Source organism: Brenneria tiliae (assembly GCF_023347575.1).
GTDB lineage: Bacteria > Pseudomonadota > Gammaproteobacteria > Enterobacterales > Enterobacteriaceae > Brenneria > Brenneria corticis.
Map to the genome: position 1 here is coordinate 366,642 of NZ_JAKPCB010000103.1, position 23,609 is coordinate 390,250.

The window sequence follows — 23,609 nt, forward strand, 5'->3', positions numbered from 1 at the left end:
TAAAAACCGCCGGAAAAGCCGCCCTCCCCGATGAACGGGAGGGCTGGTTCACCGCGGCCTAGTCGGCGAAATACCAATAGCCGCTGTTAATCAATATGGTCAGCAGCGCCAGAAACGCCGGATCGTCCAGCGCTTCCGACAGCATGGCGGCATCAACCACGTGATGCTCGGCCAGCGCCGACAGCGCCGGCTTATGCGGGCTGTCGATTAGCTCACCGTTGACAAAGCAGTTTTCGCCGATGAGCAGCACGCGTAATCCGCCCAGACGGTGCAGTTGCTCCCCCTGTTGCAGAAAATCATAGACTTCGCCGGCCTGATAGGGCGGTTCCGGCGGCGCCAGGTCGAGCTCATGGCGCGATTGGGTAATAAATTCGCCAAACCAGTTCTGGAAATGCTCCGGCCGCTGCGCCAGTTCCAGCATCATATGCTGTAAATGGTCCAGCTCCTGCGGCAGAACGGCGGCCGGATGTTGGCGCGCGGGAATATCCGGATCGCTATAGCGATGGCTGCCGAGTTCGCGGGATAACACATAATCGGCGAAGCTGCTCAACAACTCGCGGGCGTTCGGCGCGCGGAAGCCCACCGAGTAGTTGAGCGAGTTTTCCAGGGAATAGCCGTCGTGCGGGAATCCGGGCGGAATATACAGAACATCGCCCGGCTCCATCTCTTCATCGATGATGGCGTCGAACGGTTCGACCTGAAGCAGGTCCGGGTGAGGGCAGTGCTGTTTCATCGGCACCTTTTCCCCCACGCGCCAGCGGCGGCGGCCGGTTCCCTGAATAATGAAAACGTCGTACTGATCCAGGTGCGGACCGACGCCGCCGCCGGGAACGGAAAACGAGATCATCAGGTCGTCCAGCCGCCAGTCCGGCAGTTGGCGGAACGGACGCATCAGCGCCAGAGAGGGTTCATGCCAGTGGTCGACGGCCTGGACCAGCAGCGACCAGTTGTTCTCGCCCAGGTGATCGAAGCTGTCGAACGGCCCGTGGCTGACCTGCCAGCGGCCGTCATTGTGGCTGACCAGACGGCTGTCGACCTCATTTTCCAATGCCAGACCGGCCAACTCATCCGGTGAGATGGGATCGATAAAGTGATTAAAGCCGCGTTTGATGATAACCGGCTGCTTTTGCCAGTAGCGGGCCAGGAAATCCGGCCAGTCGAGATTGAGTTGATAGTCCATACCATGTTTTCCTGAAAGCGGGGGCTGCAGCAATTATAGCGGAAGCGCCGTTGGCTGTACCGACTTTCATGCCTCATGCGGACCGGGGTTCTGGCGGGAGAATATCGCCTCTACCCGGGCGCCGCCCAACTTGCTGTCGCTGATGATGATCTCGCCCTGATACTGCTCGATAATTTCCGCCGCCACCGACAGGCCGATCCCCTGGCCGGGACGCAGTCTGTCGGCGCGCTGGCCGCGCTGGAAAATAAGCGCCCGTTTGCCTGCCGGGATGCCGGGGCCGTCGTCATCGATAATCAAATGCAGTTTGTGATCGGAATGCTGGGCGCTGATTTCCACAAATTCCAGACAGTATTTGCAGGCGTTATCCAGCACGTTGCCCAATACTTCCATAAAGTCGTTCTTTTCGCCGATAAAGGTGAGCTCCGGCGAAATGTCGAGCGTCAGCTCCACCCCTTTGCGCTGGTAAACTTTATTCAGCGCCGAGCACAGCCCGTCCAACATGGCGGGTACGGAATGCACTTCGCGCATCAGCATATGGTGTTCGGAGCGCACGCTGGCCCGGTGCAGGTAATAGCCAATTTGCTGCGAGATGCGGCTTATCTGCGCCAGCATAATGGGTTCCGCCTGATCGATATTGGTCTCCTTGCCGGTGCGCAGCGCCCGCAGCGTGGTCTGCAACACCGCCAGCGGCGTTTTCAGGCTGTGGGTGAGGTCGGTCAGGGTGGTTCGGTATTTGTGATAACGCTGGCGCTCGTTGTTCAATAAAATGTTTAGATTTCTCACCAGGCTGAACAGTTCGCGCGGCGGGTTTTCATCCAGCTGTTCGCGGGTGCCGTTTTCCAGTTCGGCAATCTGCCTGACCAGATTTTTGATCGGCCGCAGGCTCCAGTGCGCGGCCAGCCACAGCAGGGGAAGAACCAGAATAAGATTGGCGATAACCACGTAGCTGAACCATTCCCAGACGATATCCTCCTGCTGCAGCTCCTGCGGGATGCGGTCCACCACCACGATGGTCAACGGCGGAAGGTGCTCGGTGTGCGGATAGACATTCACGGCGATGGAGTGCGTCAGCGTATTGGCGTGGATGCCGTTAAGCGCTTTGAGGCTATTCAGCACCAGCGTATTTCCTTTCAGCACGGCGTTGCTGGTATCGGTATCGGTATCCAGTTCATGGTAGGCGGTTTTTTTCAGCCAGTCGGGGTTGATCAGCGCTTCCAGTTCGGGCACGTCTTTTTCCCGCCACAGTATTTTCCCCTGTTGGTCGTAAATTAAAACCAGCGTGGGAAAATTGATATCGATATCCGGCGGCGTGGCGATGGTCAACTGGTTATCCCGCCACTGCGCCAGACTATAAAACAGGTTGCTTTCACCGCGCAGCAGGCGGAAGGAGGTTTTATCGAAGTTGACGCTGTAGCCGATAATCGCCACCACGCCGTAAGAGAGGGACAGCGCCAGAACAATGGCGACCGTGGCTAACAGAAAGCGGACGCGCAGTGAGAAAGGCGATCTTCCGTTACTCATTCGGCGCCTGAACGGTGGCAATGTCGAAACGATAGCCCTGGCCGCGCACGGTGGTAATCACATCCGGTGAACCGGCGCTCTGTATTTTTTTGCGCAGGCGCCCCATCAGTACATCGATGGTATGGCTTTCGCGCAGCTCCGCATCGGGGTATAGCTGCAGCATCAGCGACTCCTTGCTGACCACTTTGCCGCTGTTGCGGATCAGGGTTTCGATGATGGTGTATTCAAATGCCGTCAGCTTTATCGCCGCCCCTGTAATCATCACTTCTCGGCGCGACAGGTCGATTTCAAACGGCGGGATGCTGATAATCTGCGACGCCAGTCCGCTATTGCGGCGCATCAGGGCCTGCAAACGGGCGACGACCTCCTCCATATGGAAAGGTTTGGTGACGTAGTCATCCGCGCCCGCTTCCAGCACCGCCACTTTGTCCTGCCAGCCTTCGCGCGCCGTCAGCACCAGAATGGGTAATTTGACCTGCTGCGAACGCCAGCGGCGGATAACGCTCATCCCGTCTTCATCCGGCAGCCCGAGGTCGACAATCGCGATATCCGGGGCGTGTTCGCGCAGGAAATAATCGGCTTCTTTGGCATCTGCGGCGGCATCGACCTGATGCCCCATTTCATTCATTTGCACGGTAAGGTGATGGCGTAATAAAACGTTATCTTCGACAACCAGAATGCGCATCGCTGTTTCCTCTGTCACACTGGCAAAACGGTCCATAGGCAAACTCTGTTTGCGTATCATAGTCATCCGCAATCGGAATTAATCGTATTATACCCGTCATACTTCAAGTTGCATGCGCGTCGGCTTTTCTGCAGCTCGAATTATTCAGACTATATGCAATATTAATCCAGCAAATTATCCACATAGATAATAAACGGCGGATAAACGGGACCGGCGGAAAAGGGGAAGGGCTGCGGGGTAACCGGCGGGCGGCCCGCCGGTGGTGTCGCGCTTATTTCAGGTCGTCGACCATTTTAATAGCCCGGCCGATGTAATTCGCCGGCGTCAGGGCTTTCAGCCGGGTTTTTTCGGCTTCTGGCAGGTCCAGCCCGTCGATAAATACCTGAATGCCGGCGGCGTCGACGCGTTTGCCGCGCGTCAGCTCTTTCAGTTTTTCATATGGTTTTTCAATGCCGTAGCGGCGCATCACCGTTTGAATCGGTTCCGCCAGCACCTCCCAGTTGTGATCCAGTTCGTCACTCAGGTGGTCGCGGTTGACTTCCAGTTTACTGATGCCCTTAAGCGTCGCCTGATAAGCGATCAGCGCATAGCCAATTCCCACGCCCAGATTACGCAGTACCGTGGAGTCGGTCAGATCGCGCTGCCAGCGGGAGATCGGCAGTTTGCCGGCCAAATGTCCCAATACGGCGTTGGCTAACCCCAGGTTGCCTTCCGAATTCTCAAAATCGATCGGATTGACCTTATGCGGCATGGTGGAAGAGCCGATTTCACCGGCGATGGTTCTCTGCTTGAAATGATTCAGGGCGATGTAACCCCAGATATCGCGGTCGAAGTCGATCAAAATGGTGTTAAAGCGGGCAATGCAGTCAAACAGTTCCGCGATATAGTCGTGGGGTTCGATCTGGGTGGTGTACGGGTTCCAGACAATCCCCAGCGAGTTGACGAAACTCTCGCTGAACCGGTGCCAGTCGACGTCGGGATAGGCCGCGATATGCGCGTTGTAGTTACCCACGGCGCCGTTGATTTTACCCAGAATCTCGACCTGTTGCAGTTGACGGTACTGCCGCTCCATACGGTAGGTGACGTTGGCGAACTCTTTACCGATGGTGGAGGGGGTGGCCGGTTGGCCGTGGGTGCGCGACAGCAGCGGAATATCGCGATATAGCTGGGCCAGATCGGCCAATGCATCAATGATCTTGCGCCAGTGGGGCAGAATGACTTCGCGGCGCGCGGTGTCCAGCATCAGCGCATGAGACAGGTTATTGATGTCTTCCGAGGTGCAGGCGAAGTGGATAAATTCATTGACGGCGTGCAGCGCCGGCACGGAGGCGACTTTTTCCTTCAGGAAATACTCAACGGCCTTAACGTCATGGTTGGTGGTGCGCTCAATGGTTTTAATGCGCTCGGCGTCCTGTTCGTCAAATTCCGCCACAATCCGGTCGAGGAAAGCGTTTGCGTCGGCGTCAAATGCAGGAACTTCCCGGATTTCGGCACAGGCCGCCAATTTTTGCAGCCAACGCACTTCAACCTGTACGCGGAACTTCAGCAAACCGAATTCGCTGAAAATAGCGCGTAACGTGCTGACTTTATCGCCGTAGCGGCCATCTACCGGGGAAACGGCGGTCAGTGAGGATAATTCCATCGCAAGCAACTCCTGGATCGGTTTTAATAAAAATAAATATAACACTGTCGGCCCATCGCTCGTCATCCCCGCGCAGGCGGGACGTCATCCCCGCGTAGGTGAAACGTCATCCCCGCGTAGGCGAAACGTCATCCCCGCGTAGGCGGGGATCTGCCGAGAGCATCTCTTTCTTTCGCCGACCGGCGATTCGCGCGCCTGGCTCCGCAGCTTAATCGCTGCTCAGCAGCGCGCCAATATCTGTTTCGCTTCTTTTATCAGATGACCGCGGGAGAACATCAGCTGCAGGCGTCCGCCGCCCACCTGTTGCCACAGCACCGCGGAACGAATACCGGCTAATAGCGCCGCGCGCACCCTGGCCTGGATCTGGCTGTTTTTCAGTATCTCCGGCGAGCCGGTCACCTGAATCCGCGGCCCCAGGGTACTGATCACATCGACATAAATACCGGCCAGCGCGCCGACGATCGTATCAGAGAGCAGTTCAAAATGCTCCAACTGACGTTCCAACTGGCCGATGCGATTACCCAGTTCGTCAAGCGCCGCGCTTTTGGCGTGCAGCTTGCGCTCAAGGGCGATCAGGCTGAAGGCATAGCGCGACAGCTCGGCGCCCGGACCTTTGCCGCTGGTATTCAATATTCCCAGCAGGGTTTCCAGCCCGGTTTTCAGATTGCTTTCCGCATCGCCGTATACCGCCAGCGTCGACGCCGGATTCACCACCAGAATGCTGTTGAGCGATGTGCGCAGAATGTCGTTATCGCAGTTGCCGCTATGGGCCAGCTGCTGCACCAGATGGGCGGCCTGGCAGATACCCGCCAGCGCCAGGGTAATATCATGATAATTCTTGGCCACGATCACTCCTGTAAACGTTCTTAATGGTATTTTTCTTATGAGTAAACACTAAGGGCGTCAACATTTGAAAAGTTTTCTGTATCTTCGGGTATCGAGTGATAACCACGGGTGATGGGGATGATCTCATGCTTCAACAACAATGACTGGAACAATATGCTGTAGATGATGCCACAAATGGCGGTATAAACCCAGCGAATTGAGCACCATATCCACAATCTATAACACGCCGTATTACCATGATTATTCAATGCCATGAGGATGGAAAATATTGCATCCCGAGGCTATTGTTGCCAAGCGCGATAGTTACAATGCTGACAATGGTTCAGGCGGCGGGCGGGACCAGCGGTAACGTTAATCAAGCGTTTTTTTACTTTTGATTTTTTTGATAACGATAAAAATTATTTTTATCGTTATCAGGGATAACAACACGGAAAAAAACAGCATTATTGTTATTAACGTATTATACGTTCCTATTATGCGTGCGAGAAAAATTGAATCAGTAGTATTGATTATCTGATTCGAAGTGAATTTTTTAAAGATAAAGCCAAATATATATTGAAAATAAAAAAACATAAATGCTAAAAATAAAATAATATTCCTTAACGTGATGATTATTTTTCTCATAAAATATCCCATTGATTTAAAAGGTTAATTTCACTATTCGCCTTGTTTTGTGATTTCAGGTCATACTGTTGCAGATAATATGGAATCCGCTTTAATCAGAGGTGTTTTTATCACGTTTCCTCCGTTCTTTATGCCAGATAAAAATCCCGAGAAAAATGCATGCGAAAATAATGAACCCGAATGTCAACCCCAATGAATGCTCTGGATAAAAATGGTCGGCGAGAATAGCGAATAATATTATCACCACGATCGGGATATGAGTGTACAAAATGTACTCATAAAAATCTGCCAGCCGTTTTTTAAGAAAATTTCTCATCGGACTAACTCGTCAATTATTGAGATTAATCTATCAGAAGTAGATGCATTCCCTCCCAAATAAACACTCTTTGATATATGTGGTTCAATAATAAAATAGAGCATTTCTAGTTGGGCAGCATAAAGAACACTATAGTAAGTAAAATTCATTGTTTTCAACCGTTCTGCTGCCTCAGCAGCATATTGAACTCGTCCATACAAACCTAATCCCATTACAGCAAAGTTAGAATATTTGTTTATTATTCTTTCTACCGAAAACCTAAAACTAAAATTATAACAAATTGCTCTTGATACAGTATATGCAACTGTTTGATTTGTAAGGATTGTTCCTGCATATGTGCTGGAGATTTTCAATAAGATTTTTTGTATTTTCTTTATGTCTTCATCCGTTACATGGCGGAGTAATATATCTATATACATTTTCACCATGTCAAAGATGACGTCTGGATGTTCAAACACCTGTCTGATGGATTTAATCATTCGGTGATCTTCATTTTTTAAATTTTCGCATACGTCCTGATAATTATCAAAAAAACACGACGTATACCATGTTAAACGTTTCATCCCGTTATATAAGGCTTCACCTTGTTCTCCAGTTAGACTCTGAAGGTCTCAGAGCCAACTCTCTGTCAGATTGCATTTTTGCTTTTAAATATGAGCTTTCAATCATAGTACTTTCCTTGTCTTTAATAGAACACTAAGTGCCACTATCTCAAACGTCACGATTGGCTGTTGTTGTAATTATATATGATGTAGTGATGGAACTGCTCAAGATTTATATACCGGAATACTTCACCTGGCGGGGCCGTCGCTCACCCCGGGATAGATCTTGCTAGCCGGAATAGATTAATTGAGTAAGCGGCGGTTTTCCACTGCCGCTTACTGTTAAATGGCGATCAACTTATAAACGGTAAACGTTCTTCAATAATGCCGCCGCCCAGGCAAACCTCGTCCTGATAGAAAACGGCGGACTGTCCTGGGGTTACCGCAGCCACCGGTTTATCAAAACGAACGGTAATGCGATCTGCGCCAAGCGGGGTGACGGTGCAGGGAATATCGGCTTGCCGATAGCGGGTTTTCACCACGCAGCGTAATTCCGTGGTTAACGCTTGACGGTCAACCCAGTGCAGCTGCTGGGCGATTAATCCGCCAGACATCAGGCGCGGGTGCTCATGTCCCTGGGCGACGTAGAGGATATTATTTTCCACGTCCTTATCCACCACATACCAGGGGTCTTCGCCGCCGTCCTTGACGCCGCCGATACCCAGCCCTTTACGCTGTCCCAGGGTGTGATACATCAGCCCCTGATGCTGTCCCATGGGTTTGCCGTCGTCAACGGACAGTATCGGGCCCGGTTGCGCCGGCAGATAGCGGGCCAGGAAATCGCTGAACTTGCGTTCGCCGATAAAGCAGATGCCGGTGGAGTCTTTCTTTTTGGCCGTGGCTAAATCCAATTGCGCGGCGATTTCGCGCACCCGCGGTTTTTCCAGGTCGCCCACCGGGAACAGGCTCTGCGCAATCTGTTCATGGCTGAGCGTATAGAGGAAATAGCTCTGATCTTTATTGCCGTCCAGCCCGCGCAGTAAACGGCTTTTGCCGTCGACGTCGCGACGACGCACATAGTGACCGGTGGCGATATAATCGGCGCCCAGATCTTCGGCGGCGAACTCAAGGAAGGCTTTGAATTTTATCTCTTTATTGCACAGGATATCAGGGTTCGGCGTGCGGCCCGCCTGGTATTCCGCCAGGAACAGTTCGAAGACGTTATCCCAGTATTCGGCGGCGAAATTAACCGTATGCAGCTCAATGCCGAGTTTGTCGCAGACGGCCTGAGCGTCGGCAAGGTCGGTTGCCGCGGAGCAATACTCGGTGTCGTCGTCCTCTTCCCAGTTTTTCATAAACAGGCCTTCAACATGATAGCCCTGTTGCTGCAACAGGTAAGCGGAAACCGATGAATCAACACCGCCGGACATACCGACAATCACTTTTTTCTGGCTGTTATCTGACATGGGAGTCTCACGAACTGAATTTGAAGCGAAAAACGAGCGGCGCATTTTATCATGTTGCGCCGGGGCCTGCACCGCTATTCCCGCGGCGCTATACGCTAAAAAGGCCAGTTAAAGGCGCCCAGCAGGGTTAATGGATAGCGTTGCGGGCGTTGATAGCAGCGAATACTCTCCGCCACCAGCGGCGAGCGCAGCTGATTGGAATGCAGGATCTCTTCCGCCGTCAGCCAGCGGCAGCATTCAATATCGCTGTCATGCGGCTGCGTCGCCAGCCGCTGCGGCAGGTCGAGAGCAAAGCAAAAGCGCAGAAACGGCGTCCGGTCAGGGGCGATCCACTGGTGCAGCTGCAGAAAACTCTGCGGCGCGGCCTGAATGCCGGTTTCTTCCCATAACTCCCGGGTGGCGGCCTGAATCAGCGTTTCATCGGCCTCTAAATGGCCGGCGGGCTGGTTCCATAACAATTTATCGTTAATTAACTCTTCGACCACCAGAAAATGGTTCTCCGCCTGAACAACGCAGGCTACGGTAACGTGTGGCTTAAACATCAGCGATCTCCTTCCATTCTCCGGGTAACAGGTTTTCCACGTTCTGATTCGCCATGCCATAGCGGATCAGGCGCAACGTGGGGTAACCGATATGTGCCGTCATACGCCGAACCTGACGGTTGCGCCCCTCATACAGGGTGATTTTCAGCCAGCAGACGGGAATGTTTTTTCGTTCCCGAATCGGGGGGTGGCGTGGCCACAGCCAGTCGGGTTCGGGAACGATGGCAACGCCCGCCGGCAGGGTTTTACCGTCTTTAAGCTCCAGGCCGCGGCGAAACCGGGCCAGCGCCGCTTCATCAGGAACGCCTTCAACCTGAACGTAATAGGTTTTTGCCGTCTTTTGCGACGGCTGGGTAAGCCTGGCCTGAAGCCTGCCGTCATTGGTGAGGATCATCAGCCCTTCGCTGTCACGGTCCAGACGCCCGGCGGCGTAGACATCGCCGAGCGGAATATAGTCTTTCAGGGTGGCGCGTCCGGCCTCGTCGGTGAACTGGGGCAGTACGTCAAAGGGTTTATTGAACAACAGCACGCGCCGCGGCCCCACGGCGCCGCGTTTTTTCGTCGCCTGTGAGCTGAATCGTTTAACTTGGTGATTTTTAACAGAGAATTTATTCATCATCTTTATAGCCGCGAATAACAAAAGCATTATACTCGAAATGGTTTACGATTGGCGCGGGCTAAATATTCAAGTAGTATCGACACACGTCTTACAAGTCATTAACAAATATAGCGCTCGAAGGAGAGGTTAATGGAAAGCAAAGTAGTGGTACCGCAAGAGGGTCAAAAGATTACCGTTGATGCTCAAGGCAAGCTGAACGTCCCCCAGAATCCGATTATTCCCTTTATTGAAGGGGACGGCATTGGCGTCGACGTAACGCCGGCGATGATCAAGGTTGTTGATGCCGCAGTAGAAAAAGCCTATCAGGGCAAGCGCGCTATCTCCTGGATGGAAATCTACACCGGCGAAAAATCAACGCAGATTTACGGCAAAGACGTGTGGCTGCCGGAAGAAACGCTGGACCTGATCCGCGAATATCGCGTGGCGATTAAAGGCCCGCTGACCACGCCGGTGGGCGGCGGGATTCGTTCGCTGAACGTGGCCCTGCGCCAACAGCTGGATCTGTATGTCTGTCTGCGCCCGGTGCGCTACTACGAAGGCACGCCAAGCCCGGTCAAGCACCCGGAGCTGACCGATATGGTGATCTTCCGTGAAAACGCGGAAGATATTTATGCGGGCATCGAGTGGAAAGCGGGCTCAGCGGAAGCCGATAAGGTCATCAAGTTTCTGCGCGAAGAGCTGGGCGTAAATAAAATCCGTTTCCCGGAACAGTGCGGCATTGGCATCAAGCCGTGTTCCGAGCAGGGCACCAAACGGCTGGTGCGTGCGGCGATTGAATATGCCATTACCAACGATCGCGATTCCGTCACGCTGGTACACAAAGGCAACATCATGAAATTCACCGAAGGCGCCTTTAAAGACTGGGGTTACCAGTTGGCGCGTGAAGAATTCGGCGGTGAACTGATTGACGGCGGCCCGTGGGTTAAAATCAAAAACCCCAATACCGGCAAAGATATCGTAGTAAAAGACGTGATTGCCGATGCGTTTTTGCAGCAGATCCTGCTGCGTCCCGCGGAGTATGACGTTATCGCCTGTATGAACCTGAACGGCGACTACATTTCCGATGCGCTGGCCGCGCAGGTTGGCGGTATCGGTATTGCGCCGGGCGCCAATATCGGCGACGAATGCGCGCTGTTCGAAGCGACTCACGGCACGGCGCCGAAATATGCCGGTCAGGATAAAGTAAACCCGGGCTCCGTTATTCTGTCCGCTGAAATGATGCTGCGTCACCTGCAATGGTTCGAAGCGGCGGATTTAATTGTTAAAGGCGTTGAGGGCGCGATCCGCAACAAGACCGTGACCTACGATTTCGAACGTCTGATGGAAGGCGCTAAACTGCGGAAATGTAGCGAGTTCGCGCAGGACATTATCGATAATATGTAAGTGGCTTCGTCACTTGCATGTTTTACGGGAGCCGGGTGCTCCCGTTTGCGTATTTGTCTACCGTTACGAGATGGCCGAGTTAATTGAGGTAAAAATGATTGTAAGAACCTGGCATGGGTGTGTGCCCGTAGGTAAAGCGGAAGCCTTTTCTAATCATTTGCAAATTACCGGCGTTGAGCACGCGCGGAGCATCGCCGGCAATCTGGCGGCGTTTGTGCGCCAGGAAACGCAGGGAGACTACGAACATTTTTTTCTGGCTACCTATTGGCAAGATATTGCGGCCGTTCGGCAATTTGCCGGTGACGACTATCATGTGGCCGTCACCTATCCCGATGATGAAAAATTTGAATTAATCTCCGATCCCTATGTTTTTCAGCATAAGGTTAATTCCATTCAATCTTTTGAATAATAAAGCGCTAATGTTGTATCGGGTCGCCTTGCGTGGCCCTGTCTATCTGAAATGTCCATTAGCGGGCCAACTGGATACCCCCGTAAGAACCGGATTATTATTTACCCGATAGAAACAAAGAACCGCCGCAAAGATCATCGCGAGGCGTTATGTGATGATCTGCCCGGCCGCGTAACGTTTTTCCCTGCAACTCGAATTATTTAGGGTATAGAGTATGTGGGGAATATTTATGAAGTAAGGTTATTAATAATATTAATGTCGGCTATTAAAAATAATAGATTGACACCGGCAGTGTCAGAAAGAGATAAAATAAAAAGTAAATGGCGAATATTTTTATTATTGAAAAATAATATTGATGAATAATAACGGGGTTAAGGAGCCGGGAATGTTGCAAGCGAATGGCGAGCGTCTGTGGAACAGCCTGATGGAGATGGCGAAAATCGGCGCGACGGCCGCGGGGGGAAATACGCGTCTGGCATTGAGCGTGGAAGATAAACAGGGACGGGAGTTATTTATTCGATGGTGCCGGGATGCCGGAATGAGTATTTATTTTGACGCCATTGGCAATCTTTTTTCCCGGCGCGCAGGGAAAAATCCGCAGGCGAATCCGATAGTGATGGGCAGTCATCTTGATACGCAACCGAAGGGCGGCCGGTTTGACGGGATTTACGGCGTATTGGCGGGGCTGGAGGTGATCCGAACCCTGAACGACAACCAGATTGCCACCGAACAGCCGCTGGAGATTGCCGTCTGGACCAACGAAGAAGGAGCGCGATTCACGCCGGCGATGCTGGGATCGGCGGTGTTTACCGGGGCGCTGGCGCTGGAAAACGCGTTGGAAATCACCGATCGCGACGGCGTCAGCATTCGCCAGTCGCTCGCCGATATCGGCCATGCCGGGAATACGCCGCTGGCCCGCACGTTCGATGCCTACTACGAGGCGCATATTGAACAGGGCCCGGTGCTGGAAGAGGAGGGCATTCCCATCGGCGTGGTGACCGGGGGGCAGGGGATCTGCTGGCTGGATATCGATGTGGTCGGCGTTTCCGCGCATGCGGGCACGACGCCGATGAAATCGCGCTTTGACCCGCTGTTCGGCGTGGGGGAAATGCTGACGTCGCTGGAGCCGTCGCTGCGCAAAAACTTTCCTGGCGGGCTGTTCACCATCGGCCAGGTGGAGATCCCAGGATCGTCGCGTAATACCATTCCCAGCCGGGTGAAATTTACCCTGGATTTGCGCAATCCCGACGATCGGGTCCTGGCGGCGATGGAAACCAGCGTGCGCCGGCGGTTAACCGATATTGCCGCGGCACGGGGATTGACGCTCCATATTGAACGGCACTGGCTAAGCCCCGCCACGCATTTCGATCGCGACTGTATTGCTACCGTGCGTAGCGCGGTACAGGCGTTGGGCTATCCCTGGCGGGAGATTATCAGCGGCGCCGGGCATGATGCGATCAATATCTCGAAACATTGCCCGACCACCATGATTTTCATTCCCTGCGTCGGCGGCATCAGCCATAACGAGAGTGAAGCCGCATTACCGGATGATGTGACCAAAGGGTGTGACGTCCTGCTTAATGCCGTGCTGCTGCGCGCGATGTAATCATTTTGTCCCGCAACCCGTATATCCGCAGTAAGTAAAAAAAGAAATACGCGCCCGTGTTTACTCTCCGGAGTAAACATCTTTTTCGCTATTCTAATTAGCCTGGCTAATATCCAAAATGGGTTGTTCGATTGTGGTGCAATAAAATATTCAATCAACCTATCGCAAAGATATTTAATGGTGCAATCGTTGCACATTATTGGGGTGATTGTTGAATTAATGCATTGCGATAGGGAAAGTAACCTTGTTTTTTATATAAATGGGAATTATACGCGCTATTAAATCGTTAAAATTGACTAATTTTCCTCGCGGGAAGACTCTGTCAATGAATTAAAAATAAATTGATACCGGAGGTGATATGAAAAGTAATCACAAAGTAGCCGCGCTAATTGTATCCGCATTATTATTTTCGTGGCATGCCAATGCCATTGAATTAAAACTGGGACATGTTTTACCAACCAGCCATAACTGGAATATCGCCGCTTCCGGTTTTGCCGACGATGTGCAAAAGCAAACCGACGGTCGGGTAAGCATAAAACTTTTTCCTAACGGGCAATTAGGCAATGAGAAAAACCTGGTCGAAGGTTTACAAATAGGCAGTCTGCAAGCCGGAATAATCGGCTGTGGTTCGCTTCAGCCTATTGATGCCAAATTCGGCATTGTCGAACTGCCTTATTCCTGGCCGAATCGTCAGGCGGCCTATGCGGCCTATGATGGCGAATTAGGCAATAAACTGGAAACGCTGGCTGAAAAATACCATTTAAAAATCCTGTCCTGGTGGGAAAACGGTTATCGCCACGTCACCAATAACCGTGCTCCGATCGCGGGTCCTGACGACTTGGCGGGCCTGAAGATTCGCGTCACGCCGGATAAAATGCGTCTGGACAGTTTTACCGCGCTGGGCGCCAGCCCCGCCCCGCTGGCGTTTGGCGAGCTTTACTCAGCGTTGCAACAGCGGGTGTTCGATGCGCAGGAAAACCCGCTCTCCATTATCGATTCCTCATCACTGTTTGAAGTGCAGAAATACCTTTCCCTGACCGGCCATGTGTGGGCGCCCGCTTGTCTGGTGATGTCTGAATCCAGTTGGAAACGGATTTCTCCGCAGGATCAGGCCAGGTTGCAGGCGCTGGCCGATAAGTGGCGCGATGAGCAGCGGCGGCTGACCCGGCAGGACGACAAGGATCTGATCGACAAACTGCAAGAGAAAGGCATGCAGATCAATGAAGTCGATCCCAAACCTTTCGCCGCGCGCGTACAGAGCGTCTGGCAAACCTATCAGCAGGTGTTCGGGCCGGAATTGATCGATGAAGTCAAACGTTATAGCGCGCAGTGATGCGGGAGGGGTGATGATCAACCGTATCTCAAGCTTGTTTATCGTTATCGCGGCCATCGGCATCGCGTCGCTGGCAATATTGATGGGCTGGGCGATCTGCATGCGTTGGTTCTGGGGCAGCACGCCGCAATGGGCGGAGGAACTGCCGGAAATCGTACTGGTATGGGCCACCATGCTGGGGATGGCCTATTGCAGCCAGCGCCGCAGTCATCTCAATGCGGGGCTGTTGGGGCTGTGGCTGCGTAACCGCAATCGGCAGCACGCCGTTCACCAGCTTATGCAGGTGGTGCTGGTGGTATTTATGCTGCTCCTGGCGAAAGCCGGCTGGGATTTAACCGTGCTGACGATGGAGCAAAAAACCACCGCGCTGCAATGGCCGGTCGGGGTGGTGTATGGCAGCGTACCGCTGAGTTGCCTTGCGGTCGTGCTGATTAATCTCGGCCAGCTTTTCAGAACAAGGGGGCGTCATGAGTGATGGCGCCTGGGTATTGATTGGCATGTTCGCCCTGATGTTGCTGCTGGATATGCCGGTCGCCTTCGGATTGCTGGTCGCTGCGATGAGCTACCTGCTGATTTTCGACGGCGCGCCGTTGATGGTGGCGGCCCAGCAGTATGTGGCGGGTATGCAGAGCTTCACGCTGCTGGCCATCCCGATGTTTATTCTGGCGGCGCAGCTAATGAACCATGCCGGTTTGACGACCCGTATCGTTAAATTGTGCATGGCCAGCGTCGGCGATATTCGCGGCGGTCTGGCGGTGGTCGCCGTATTGGCCTGCATGCTGTTCGGTTCTCTGTCCGGTTCGGGCGTCGCCGACGTGGTGGCGGTTGGCGGCATGTTGCTGCCCGCGATGCGCAAAGAAGGCTACGCGCCGGGCTTCAGCAGCGCGCTTATCGGCACGTCAAGCTCCATTGCCACGGTGTTGCCGCCCAGTATCGTGATGATCGTCTACGGCACCACTTCCAATACCTCCATCGGCAAACTGTTTATGGGCGGGGTGATCCCCGGTCTGATGCTGGCCGCCGCGCTGGTCGTCGCCGCGCTCTATCTGTCGCGCAAACATAACTGGGCCGGCGGCCGCCGCTACTCCGGCAGGGAAAAAATCCGCGCCTGGCTCGATGCGCTGCCGGCCTTGATGGTGCCGGTACTGATCATCGGCGGTATCCGCATGGGGGTATTCACCGCCACCGAGGCGGCGATCTCCGCCATTGCCTATGCCCTGGTTCTGGGGGTTTTCTTTTACCGCTGTATTTCATGGCGGGAGATCTGGCTTTCGCTGCGGGAAACGGCGGAAATCAGCGCCGCGATTTTAACCATCATCGCCGCGGCGGGGCTGTTTGGCTGGGGACTGAGCTATGAACAGGTTCCCCAGGCGATAGCCTCGCTTATCGGCAATATCACCGATAGCAAATATACCGTGTTGCTGATGCTGATGAGCTTGCTGCTGGTTTTGGGAACCTTTATGGAAACCATCGCCATCATCATTATCATCACGCCGATCGTCATGCCTCTGCTACAGCAGTACGGCATCGATCCGGTTCACTTCGGCATCCTGCTCACCGTCAATATGGCGATTGGCGCGAATACCCCGCCGCTGGGCATCGATCTGATGGCCGCCTGCCGCGTATCCGGCATCACGGTCACCGAAACCTTTAAGCCCCTGCTGGTGATGCTCTTTGCCATGCTGGCGGTATTGCTGCTGCTGGTGTTTATTCCCGAGCTGGTGCTGTATCTCCCTTCGCGGATGGACTAACCGATGAACAAACAAGCGGGAAGCAAAGCGGTAAGCTGGCTATTCGTCGCCGGACAGGATAGGCCGAAGCTGGCGCAGGCCATTGATGCTCGGCCGGGCGTGCTGGTGGTGGATTTGGAAGAGTTTACCCCACCGGGCGAAAAAGACGCGGCCTGCCGACTGTTTGCCGAGACGGCGGAGATGTGCCGCCGCCGCGCCATCGGCTGCGCCATCCGGCTGGATCGCCTGGCGCGGGGCGGAGAGGCGCAACTGGCGGCGATTGCCGCCGCCGCGCCGGATGCGGTCTTCCTGCCGCAGATCGAGGACGCGCGGCAGCTGATTGAACTGGATGAACTGATGACGCGCCACGGCTTAACCGACGGCGCCATCGTGCCGACCATCGAAAGCCGGCAGGGATTAAGCCGACTGGAGTCGATTCTGACGGCGACGAGCCGGGTCAGGGCCGCGCTGTTGGGCAGCGGCGATTTATCGCTGGATATGGGCATTGCCGACGATCCGCGCCGTATGGCGCATTTATTGCCGCTGCGCCGTCAGTTTATCGAGCGCTGCCGGCGCCACGGCGCGGAGGCGATCGACGGCCCCTGGCCGAAAAATATCGGCGAAGACGGCTTTGCCGATGATTGTGAACAGTCCCTGCGCGCCGGCTATCGCTCACGCTGCGCCATCGCGCCTGAGCAAACACGGTATTGGCAGTCGCAGAATATCCGCACGGACCATACGGACCATAACAAAGATTATTTAACACCCTGGAGCAAATAATGCCGAACCCCTCTCAAGTTTCCCGTAATGGCGGTCAGATCCTGTTGGAACAACTGCGTGAGCAGGGCGCCAGACGCATATTTCTGGTGCCGGGCGAGAGTTTTCTTCCCTGTATTGACGCGTTTAATGAACATACCGGCAGCATCCAGTCGGTGGTTTGCCGCCAGGAGGGCGGCGCGGCCTATATGGCGGAAGCCTATGGAAAAATGACCGGCGAGCCGGGTATATGCATGGTGACGCGCGGGCCGGGCGCCACCAACGCCTCGATCGGCGTGCATACCGCCTATCAGGATTCAACGCCGATGATCCTGTTCGTGGGGCAGGTGGGCAACGATTTTATCGAACGCGAAGCGTTTCAGGAGGTCGACTACCGCCGCATGTTCGGCCAGATGGCGAAATGGGTGGCGCAGATAGATCGTACCGAGCGCATTCCTGAATATGTGGCGCGCGCCTGGGCGGTTGCCACCAGCGGCCGCCCGGGACCGGTGGTGCTGGCGCTGCCGGAGGATGTGCTGTGGGGGGAATCGGACGCCGCCATCGTGGCGGCCCGCCCGCGGCTGGAGAGCTATCCCGGAGACGAGCAGATGGCGGAGCTGGAAGCGCGGTTGAAGCAGGCGCGGCGTCCTTTCCTGCTGGTGGGCGGCAGCGGCTGGAGCGCACAGGCGCAGCAGCAGTTGCAACGGTTCGCCCGCCGTTTTGATCTACCGGTCGGCGTGGCCTGGCGGCGTCTGGAGTGCTACGACCAGCGCGACGAGCAGTTTGTCGGCCATGTGGGTTACGCCATGCACGACGCCCTGCGCCGGCAGCTGCGCGACAGCGATCTGATCGTTGCCGTCGGTACGCGTATCGGCGAAGCCACCAGCGAAGGCTATAGCTGGATCGCCTCGCCGACGCCGCGGCAGACGCTGGTTCATATTTATCCCGATCCTGAAGAACTGGGGCACGTTTACCGGCCGGCGCTGGCCATCAATGCCAGCGTCAACGCCTTTGCCGCCGCGTTGCAAGGGCTGTCGCCGGCGGCCGAGCCGGTCTGGAAGCAACTGCGCGCTCAGGCCCGCGACGCCTATCTGGCGACCCTCAATCCGCTGCCGTCGCCGGGGGCGCTGAGCCTTGACCGGGTGGCGAATATCGTCGGCTCGGTGCTGGACGGCCAGGGCTGCATCACCGTCGGCGCCGGCAACTATGCGCTGTACCCGCACCGTTACGTTCCCTTCGCCGGGCTGGGCAGTTCGCTGGCGCCGACGGTGGGCGCGATGGGCTACGGGCTGCCGGCGGCCATCTCCTACAAGCTGGAGCACCCGGATAGTCCGGCGGTCTGTTTTGCCGGCGACGGCTGTTTTCAGATGAACATGCAGGAGCTGGGCGTGGCGCTGCAATATCAGCTTGGCGTGGTGGTGCTGGTGTTTAACAACGGTATGTGGGGCACCATCCGCGCCCATCAGGAACATCACTTCCCCGGCCGTGAAGTGGCGCTGCGCTTTACTAATCCGGCGTTCGCCCGTCTGGCGGAAGCCTATGACGGGCTGGGCATAGTGGTTGAGGATACAGGCGCGTTCGAGGCGGCGTTCCGTGAGGCGCTGCGCTTTGCCGCGCAGAAACGGCGTCCGGCGATCGTCGAACTGCGTTATGACGGCAACGGCATCGCGCCCGGCGTGCTGCTCAGTGAGATACAACAACAGGCTATGGTGAAACAGGGGGAAGAGGCATGAGCGACTATTCTCTGGCGTACTGGCGGCAGGCCGCGGCGGAACTGACTTACGAAGGGCGCGCCTGGATCGGCGCGGGCTACACCGACGCGGAAAACGGCGCGGTGCTGCCCAGCATCAATCCGGCGACCGGCGACAAGCTGACGGACATCGCCGATTGCGGCGAGGCCGATGTGGATCGCGCGGTGCGCCATGCGCGTCAGGCGTTCGACGGCGGCGTCTGGTCGCGCAGTTCGCCCGCCCAGCGGCGTAAAACGCTGGAGCGGCTGGCGCAGCTGATGGAGGAGAACAGCGAAACGCTGGCGCTGCTGGAGACGCTGGATATGGGTAAGCCCATCGGCGACAGCATGGCGTTTGATATCCCCGAATCCATTCGCTGCCTGCGTTTTTATGCCGGCGCCATTGAAACCGCCACCGATGACGTGCTGCCGACGCCGGAAGATGTGCTGGCCACGGTGGTGCGCGAGCCGGTGGGCGTGGTGGCGGCGGTGGTGCCGTGGAATTTTCCGCTGATGATCGCCTGCTGGAAACTGGCGCCCGCGCTGGCGGCGGGAAACAGCGTGATTGTGAAACCGGCGGAACAGTCCAGCCTCAGCGTGTTGAAGCTGGCCGAACTGGCGCAGCGGGCCGGACTTCCCGACGGCGTCTTGCAGGTGGTGACGGGACGCGGTGCGGTGGCGGGGCGGGCGCTCGGCCTGCATATGGCGGTGGACTGTCTGGCCTTTACCGGCTCCACCGCCACCGGCAAGCATTTTATGCGTTACGCGGCGGACTCCAATCTGAAGCGTGTCTGGCTGGAGTGCGGCGGCAAATCGCCGCATCTGGTATTCGCCAACTGCCGGCGGCTGGAACAGGCGGCGGCGGTCGCGGCGGCGGCGATCTTCATCAATCAGGGCGAGGTGTGCATCGCCGGTTCACGGCTGTATGTGGAAGACGCCATTTACGACCGTTTTATGGAACAGCTATTGCTTGAAGCGGGGAACTATCTGCCGGGCGATCCGCTGGACCCGCAAACAAGGGTGGGGGCGATGGTGGATGGCGCGCAGTATCAGCGGGTGGTTGACGGCATCAACGAGGCGCTGGCCGCGGGAGCGCACCGCCTTACGCCGCAGCCGGCGCAGGCCGGCGGGTTGTTCCTCAATCCCACCATTTTGGCCTGCGACAACGGCAATATCGCCATGCGCCGCGAAATTTTCGGCCCGGTGCTGGGCGTATGCCGCTTCAGCGGTGAAGAAGAAGCGCTGGCGTTGGCCAACGATACGGATTACGGCCTGGGAGCCGGTCTGTGGACCGACGATCTTAGTCAGGCGCACCGCGTTGCCCGCCGCCTTAACAGCGGCATGGTATGGGTTAACTGTTATGCCGACGGCGCCATCACCATGCCGTTCGGCGGGCGCAAGCAGTCAGGCTTCGGGCGCGATAAGTCCGTGCACGCGCTGGATAAATATACCGACCCGAAATCAACCTGGATCCAGCTTGCCCGCTGAACCGGCGCCGACAGAGGAGAAAGCGCATGTCTTTACCGCATGATGTGACGGCGTCACTGATTGAACGGTTATTACAGGTGGAAACGGCCACGCTGGGCCACCTGCTGGATCAGGGATTTATGCCTCCCCGGCTACAGTGCGTACTGCCGGTCAGCGTACGCTGCTGCGGCCCGGCGCTGACCGTGTCGCTGCCGGAGGACGATGGCTACAGCCTGCCGCTGGCGCTGGCGGCCGCGCATGTGGGGGACATATTGGTGATTGAGCGCGTCAACGACGATCGCCACGCCTGCTGGGGGGCGGTGATGACGGCGGCGGCGCGGCAGGCGGGAATTGCCGCGGTGATCCTGGACGGTTACATCACCGACCTGTCCGCCATTTGCGCCGACGGCTTTCCCGTCTGGTGCAAGGGGCGTTCGCCGCTGACCACCAAACGGGGTAAAACCGGCGGTACGGTCAACCGGCCGGTGACCTGCGGCGGCGTCCGCGTCTGTCCCGGCGACCTGGTGCTGGCGGATGAAAATGGGGTTATCGCACTGCCGGCGGCGCAGATGGCGCGCTACGCGGAGGAGGCGATCCGCATTCAGCGGCAGGAGCCGCTGATTATCGAGAAATTGCGGCAGGGCGTTAGCCTGGCCGAGATTTACCGCCATCAACACTGATGTTTTTACATTTACCAACACCTTATGGGGATCGCGAATATGACGCTGAAAAAAACGCTGCTGGCTTCACTGCTTGGCACCACGCTGGCCTTTTCCGCACTGCACGGCGCGCCGGCGCTGGCCGGGAAAGCGGACGATACGCTGAACGTGGCCTTTTCCGACGAGCCAGAGCCGCTGGATTCCTACAAAATCGCCGGACGGCAAGGGCTGATCATTGCCCGCCACATCTATGACGGCCTGTTGTACAAGGATCTGAGCAGCGGCGAAATCAAACCGGCGCTGGCGGAGTCCTGGAAATTCACCGACGACAAAACCCTCGAATTTGTGCTGCGCAAAGGAGTGAAATTCCATAACGGCGCGGATTTCAGCGCCGATGACGTGATCGCCACGCTAAATACCGTGATCAAGCCAGAGTACGGCACCCGTTTCCAAATCTCCGTGGACTGGATCGCCGGCGTGGAGAAAGTGGATGACTATACCGTGCGTATCCATATGGCCAAGCCGTTTGCCGGCGCGCTAGAGATGCTGGCCGACGCGCTGCCCGTCTACCCGCACGCCTATTTTGCCGAGAAAGGGTCGGCGGGTATGGCGGAGCGGCCGGTCGGCTCCGGGCCGTACAAGCTGGTTGAGCAGACGCCGGGCGTGCGTTATGTGCTGGAGCGTTTCGACGGCCACTACGCCGGCAGTCCGAAAGGCAAACCGGCGATTAAACGTATTGTGATCCGCACCATCCCGGAGATGAACACCCAATACGCGGAACTGATGTCCGGCAAGCTGGACTGGATCTGGCGCGTACCGCCCGATCAGGCCAAACGGCTGGCGAACCGGGTGAGCATCATCAATGCGCCGATTATGCGTATCGGCTATATCAGCCTGGCTACCGGCGGCGACACGCCAATCGCCCAGCCGCTGGTGCGCAAAGCCATGCTGCATGCGATTAACCGCCAGCAGATCGCCAACGTGTTCGGCGGAGAGTCTTCACAGGTGCTGAATTCCGCCTGTAATCCGTTGCAGTTCGGCTGTGAGCAGGATGTCGCCGTCTATGGCTACGATCCGCAAAAAGCCAGGGATTTGCTGAAAGAAGCGGGCTATCCGAACGGTTTTGAACTGGAGATGGTGTTTGCCGCCATGCCGCGGCCGGTGGCGGAAGCGGTATCCTCCGATCTGGCCAAAGTGGGCATTCGCGTGCGTTTGAATGAAAACCAGTTCGCGGCGGCGGTGCAGAAATGGCGCGCCGGGACGTTGCCGGCGCTGATGTCCAACTGGGGCAGCTACGGTATTGGCGACGTGGCCTTCATTCTGTCCAACTATTTCGGCGGCGGCGATGACGACATGATCAAGGATGACGAATTGGCGGAGTGGCTGAAAGTGGCGGACGGCTCGCCGGACAGCGACGTGCGCAAGCAGAACTACAGTCTGGCGCTGAAAAAGATCGCCGACCAGGCCTACTGGATACCGCTGTATAATTACAATATCAACTACGGCCTGTCGAAGGATTTGAATTTTACGCCGCAGCCCGATGAGTTCGCCCGCTGGTGGCTGTCAAGCTGGAAGTAATATGGTGCCCGCGCTGGCGGGCAGTGGTCCATGTTCACACTGCAATGAGCGCATCGAGATGCTGAGATTCGCACTAAAAAGATTGCTGGTCGCCGTGCTGGTCGCGCTGGCGGTATCGGCAATCAGTTTCGCGCTGGCCTATCTGGCCGGCGATCCGGCCATCGCTATTGCCGGATCGGGAGCCAGCGCCAGAGACGCCGAGCTGGTGCGCCGGCTTTATGGTTTCGACCGCCCGCTGCCGGAACAGTATCTGCGCTGGATTGGCGGCATACTGCAAGGCAATCTGGGCAACAGTTACTACTTCAACATGCCGGTCGGCCAGATTATCGGCGAACGTATTCCGGTCACGCTGCTGCTGGGCGTCAGCGCGTTTCTGCTGGCGCTGGCGGTTTCCATTCCGCTGGGGGTGCTGGGGGCGCTGAAGCCCGGCGGCATCGTCGATCGGCTGGCGCTGCTGATTGCGGTGACCGGGCAGGCGATCCCCAGCTTCTGGCTCGGTTTGATCCTGATCGTGATTTTCGGCGTCTGGCTGGGCGTGGTGCCGATTTCCGGCGCCGATAGCTGGCAGGGCTATCTGCTGCCGGTGATTGTGCTGAGCTACTACGCGACGCCGGCGCTGATGCGGCTGATGCGGGCCAGCATGATGGACGTGATGCAGGCCGATTACATCCGTACGGCGCGCTCCAAGGGGATCGGCATGCGGGCCGTGGTGACGCGCCACGCCATGCGTAACGCCATTCTGGCGCTGGTTTCCGTCGCGGCGGTTCAGCTCGGCATCCTGCTATCCGGTTCGATTGTCATTGAAAGCGTGTTTGCCCTCAACGGCTTGGGGCGTCTGGCCTGGGAATCACTGTTGCGCAGCGATTTACCGGTGGTACAGGGGATTATTCTGATCCTGTCGTTAATCTATGTGGTGCTGACCACGCTGGCCGACTTGATTAATGCCTGGCTTGACCCGCGGATTAGGGAGTCCTGA

21 protein-coding genes are annotated in these 23,609 nt (G+C 56.2%); 12 read left to right on the forward strand and 9 right to left on the reverse strand.

The window, feature by feature from the left end:
* Nucleotides 1-58: 58 nt before the first annotated feature.
* The 9 genes from MFP24_RS22490 to rluE all read right to left on the reverse strand — a co-directional run bounded on the left by MFP24_RS22490 (nucleotide 59) and on the right by rluE (nucleotide 9,980).
* Nucleotides 59-1,180: a ribosomal protein uL16 3-hydroxylase gene (locus MFP24_RS22490; RefSeq protein WP_249232440.1), complete on the reverse strand. Its 1,122-nt coding sequence runs from the start codon at nucleotides 1,178-1,180 to the stop codon at nucleotides 59-61.
* A 66-nt stretch (nucleotides 1,181-1,246) separates the two neighbouring features.
* A complete protein-coding gene (gene phoQ, locus MFP24_RS22495) occupies nucleotides 1,247-2,701 on the reverse strand; it encodes a two-component system sensor histidine kinase PhoQ (protein WP_249232439.1) in 1,455 nt (484 codons plus the stop codon).
* Nucleotides 2,694-3,386 (reverse strand): two-component system response regulator PhoP, encoded by a 693-nt coding sequence (phoP, locus tag MFP24_RS22500; protein WP_249232438.1) that lies wholly within the window; start codon nucleotides 3,384-3,386, stop codon nucleotides 2,694-2,696. Before phoP ends, phoQ begins: the two co-directional genes overlap by 8 nt.
* Nucleotides 3,387-3,657: 271 nt before the next feature.
* On the reverse strand, nucleotides 3,658-5,028 hold the full coding sequence (purB, locus tag MFP24_RS22505; RefSeq protein ID WP_249232437.1) for an adenylosuccinate lyase: 1,371 nt from the start codon (nucleotides 5,026-5,028) through the stop codon (nucleotides 3,658-3,660).
* A 219-nt stretch (nucleotides 5,029-5,247) separates the two neighbouring features.
* Entirely contained in the window at nucleotides 5,248-5,874 is a 627-nt protein-coding gene (hflD, locus tag MFP24_RS22510) for a high frequency lysogenization protein HflD (RefSeq protein ID WP_249232436.1), read from the reverse strand.
* 936 nt (nucleotides 5,875-6,810) lie between these two features.
* Nucleotides 6,811-7,293: a hypothetical protein gene (locus MFP24_RS22515; protein ID WP_249232435.1), complete on the reverse strand. Its 483-nt coding sequence runs from the start codon at nucleotides 7,291-7,293 to the stop codon at nucleotides 6,811-6,813.
* A gap of 416 nt (nucleotides 7,294-7,709) precedes the next feature.
* Entirely contained in the window at nucleotides 7,710-8,822 is a 1,113-nt protein-coding gene (gene mnmA / locus MFP24_RS22520) for a tRNA 2-thiouridine(34) synthase MnmA (protein WP_249232434.1), read from the reverse strand.
* 95 nt (nucleotides 8,823-8,917) lie between these two features.
* Nucleotides 8,918-9,364, reverse strand: a complete 447-nt coding sequence (locus MFP24_RS22525) for an NUDIX hydrolase (RefSeq protein ID WP_249232433.1) — start codon at nucleotides 9,362-9,364, stop codon at nucleotides 8,918-8,920.
* Nucleotides 9,357-9,980 (reverse strand): 23S rRNA pseudouridine(2457) synthase RluE, encoded by a 624-nt coding sequence (gene rluE / locus MFP24_RS22530; RefSeq protein WP_249232432.1) that lies wholly within the window; start codon nucleotides 9,978-9,980, stop codon nucleotides 9,357-9,359. The genes MFP24_RS22525 and rluE overlap by 8 nt, the downstream gene beginning before the upstream one ends.
* 132 nt (nucleotides 9,981-10,112) lie before the next feature.
* Here rluE and icd point away from each other — a divergent pair, with 132 nt between their 5' ends.
* The 12 genes from icd (at nucleotide 10,113) to MFP24_RS22590 (ending at nucleotide 23,609) form a co-directional block, all read left to right on the forward strand.
* Entirely contained in the window at nucleotides 10,113-11,366 is a 1,254-nt protein-coding gene (icd, locus tag MFP24_RS22535; RefSeq protein WP_249232431.1) for an NADP-dependent isocitrate dehydrogenase, read from the forward strand.
* 94 nt (nucleotides 11,367-11,460) lie between these two features.
* Nucleotides 11,461-11,775 carry a hypothetical protein gene (locus tag MFP24_RS22540; RefSeq protein ID WP_136167856.1) on the forward strand — a complete coding sequence of 105 codons (315 nt, stop codon included), beginning with the start codon at nucleotides 11,461-11,463 and terminating at the stop codon, nucleotides 11,773-11,775.
* 385 nt (nucleotides 11,776-12,160) lie between these two features.
* Nucleotides 12,161-13,381 (forward strand): Zn-dependent hydrolase, encoded by a 1,221-nt coding sequence (locus MFP24_RS22545; RefSeq protein ID WP_249232430.1) that lies wholly within the window; start codon nucleotides 12,161-12,163, stop codon nucleotides 13,379-13,381.
* Nucleotides 13,382-13,739: 358 nt separating this feature from the next.
* On the forward strand, nucleotides 13,740-14,714 hold the full coding sequence (locus tag MFP24_RS22550; protein WP_249232429.1) for a TRAP transporter substrate-binding protein: 975 nt from the start codon (nucleotides 13,740-13,742) through the stop codon (nucleotides 14,712-14,714).
* On the forward strand, nucleotides 14,686-15,189 hold the full coding sequence (locus MFP24_RS22555) for a TRAP transporter small permease (RefSeq protein WP_249232428.1): 504 nt from the start codon (nucleotides 14,686-14,688) through the stop codon (nucleotides 15,187-15,189). The genes MFP24_RS22550 and MFP24_RS22555 overlap by 29 nt, the downstream gene beginning before the upstream one ends.
* Complete coding sequence (locus tag MFP24_RS22560; RefSeq protein ID WP_249232427.1) at nucleotides 15,182-16,465, forward strand: TRAP transporter large permease; 1,284 nt, start codon at nucleotides 15,182-15,184, stop codon at nucleotides 16,463-16,465. The genes MFP24_RS22555 and MFP24_RS22560 overlap by 8 nt, the downstream gene beginning before the upstream one ends.
* 3 nt (nucleotides 16,466-16,468) lie before the next feature.
* A complete protein-coding gene (locus tag MFP24_RS22565; RefSeq protein WP_249232426.1) occupies nucleotides 16,469-17,224 on the forward strand; it encodes an aldolase/citrate lyase family protein in 756 nt (251 codons plus the stop codon).
* Complete coding sequence (locus tag MFP24_RS22570) at nucleotides 17,224-18,933, forward strand: thiamine pyrophosphate-binding protein (protein WP_249232425.1); 1,710 nt, start codon at nucleotides 17,224-17,226, stop codon at nucleotides 18,931-18,933. Before MFP24_RS22565 ends, MFP24_RS22570 begins: the two co-directional genes overlap by 1 nt.
* A complete protein-coding gene (locus MFP24_RS22575) occupies nucleotides 18,930-20,417 on the forward strand; it encodes an aldehyde dehydrogenase (protein WP_249232424.1) in 1,488 nt (495 codons plus the stop codon). Before MFP24_RS22570 ends, MFP24_RS22575 begins: the two co-directional genes overlap by 4 nt.
* A 26-nt stretch (nucleotides 20,418-20,443) precedes the next feature.
* Entirely contained in the window at nucleotides 20,444-21,076 is a 633-nt protein-coding gene (locus tag MFP24_RS22580) for an RraA family protein (RefSeq protein WP_249232423.1), read from the forward strand.
* Between the two features lie 39 nt (nucleotides 21,077-21,115).
* On the forward strand, nucleotides 21,116-22,633 hold the full coding sequence (locus MFP24_RS22585) for an ABC transporter substrate-binding protein (RefSeq protein WP_249232422.1): 1,518 nt from the start codon (nucleotides 21,116-21,118) through the stop codon (nucleotides 22,631-22,633).
* Between the two features lie 58 nt (nucleotides 22,634-22,691).
* Nucleotides 22,692-23,609 carry an ABC transporter permease gene (locus MFP24_RS22590; protein WP_249232421.1) on the forward strand — a complete coding sequence of 306 codons (918 nt, stop codon included), beginning with the start codon at nucleotides 22,692-22,694 and terminating at the stop codon, nucleotides 23,607-23,609.

Bases quoted from the DNA above. Each gene is read 5' to 3' on its own strand.
- MFP24_RS22490 (WP_249232440.1), bottom strand. From the start codon at position 1,180: ATGGACTATCAACTCAATCTCGACTGGCCGGATTTCCTGGCCCGCTAC.
- phoQ (WP_249232439.1), bottom strand. From the start codon at position 2,701: ATGAGTAACGGAAGATCGCCTTTCTCACTGCGCGTCCGCTTTCTGTTA.
- phoP (WP_249232438.1), bottom strand. From the start codon at position 3,386: ATGCGCATTCTGGTTGTCGAAGATAACGTTTTATTACGCCATCACCTT.
- purB (WP_249232437.1), bottom strand. From the start codon at position 5,028: ATGGAATTATCCTCACTGACCGCCGTTTCCCCGGTAGATGGCCGCTAC.
- MFP24_RS22515 (WP_249232435.1), bottom strand. From the start codon at position 7,293: ATGATTAAATCCATCAGACAGGTGTTTGAACATCCAGACGTCATCTTT.
- mnmA (WP_249232434.1), bottom strand. From the start codon at position 8,822: ATGTCAGATAACAGCCAGAAAAAAGTGATTGTCGGTATGTCCGGCGGT.
- MFP24_RS22525 (WP_249232433.1), bottom strand. From the start codon at position 9,364: ATGTTTAAGCCACACGTTACCGTAGCCTGCGTTGTTCAGGCGGAGAAC.
- rluE (WP_249232432.1), bottom strand. From the start codon at position 9,980: ATGAATAAATTCTCTGTTAAAAATCACCAAGTTAAACGATTCAGCTCA.
- icd (WP_249232431.1), top strand. From the start codon at position 10,113: ATGGAAAGCAAAGTAGTGGTACCGCAAGAGGGTCAAAAGATTACCGTT.
- MFP24_RS22540 (WP_136167856.1), top strand. From the start codon at position 11,461: ATGATTGTAAGAACCTGGCATGGGTGTGTGCCCGTAGGTAAAGCGGAA.
- MFP24_RS22545 (WP_249232430.1), top strand. From the start codon at position 12,161: ATGTTGCAAGCGAATGGCGAGCGTCTGTGGAACAGCCTGATGGAGATG.
- MFP24_RS22550 (WP_249232429.1), top strand. From the start codon at position 13,740: ATGAAAAGTAATCACAAAGTAGCCGCGCTAATTGTATCCGCATTATTA.
- MFP24_RS22555 (WP_249232428.1), top strand. From the start codon at position 14,686: ATGAAGTCAAACGTTATAGCGCGCAGTGATGCGGGAGGGGTGATGATC.
- MFP24_RS22560 (WP_249232427.1), top strand. From the start codon at position 15,182: ATGAGTGATGGCGCCTGGGTATTGATTGGCATGTTCGCCCTGATGTTG.
- MFP24_RS22565 (WP_249232426.1), top strand. From the start codon at position 16,469: ATGAACAAACAAGCGGGAAGCAAAGCGGTAAGCTGGCTATTCGTCGCC.
- MFP24_RS22570 (WP_249232425.1), top strand. From the start codon at position 17,224: ATGCCGAACCCCTCTCAAGTTTCCCGTAATGGCGGTCAGATCCTGTTG.
- MFP24_RS22575 (WP_249232424.1), top strand. From the start codon at position 18,930: ATGAGCGACTATTCTCTGGCGTACTGGCGGCAGGCCGCGGCGGAACTG.
- MFP24_RS22580 (WP_249232423.1), top strand. From the start codon at position 20,444: ATGTCTTTACCGCATGATGTGACGGCGTCACTGATTGAACGGTTATTA.
- MFP24_RS22585 (WP_249232422.1), top strand. From the start codon at position 21,116: ATGACGCTGAAAAAAACGCTGCTGGCTTCACTGCTTGGCACCACGCTG.
- MFP24_RS22590 (WP_249232421.1), top strand. From the start codon at position 22,692: ATGCTGAGATTCGCACTAAAAAGATTGCTGGTCGCCGTGCTGGTCGCG.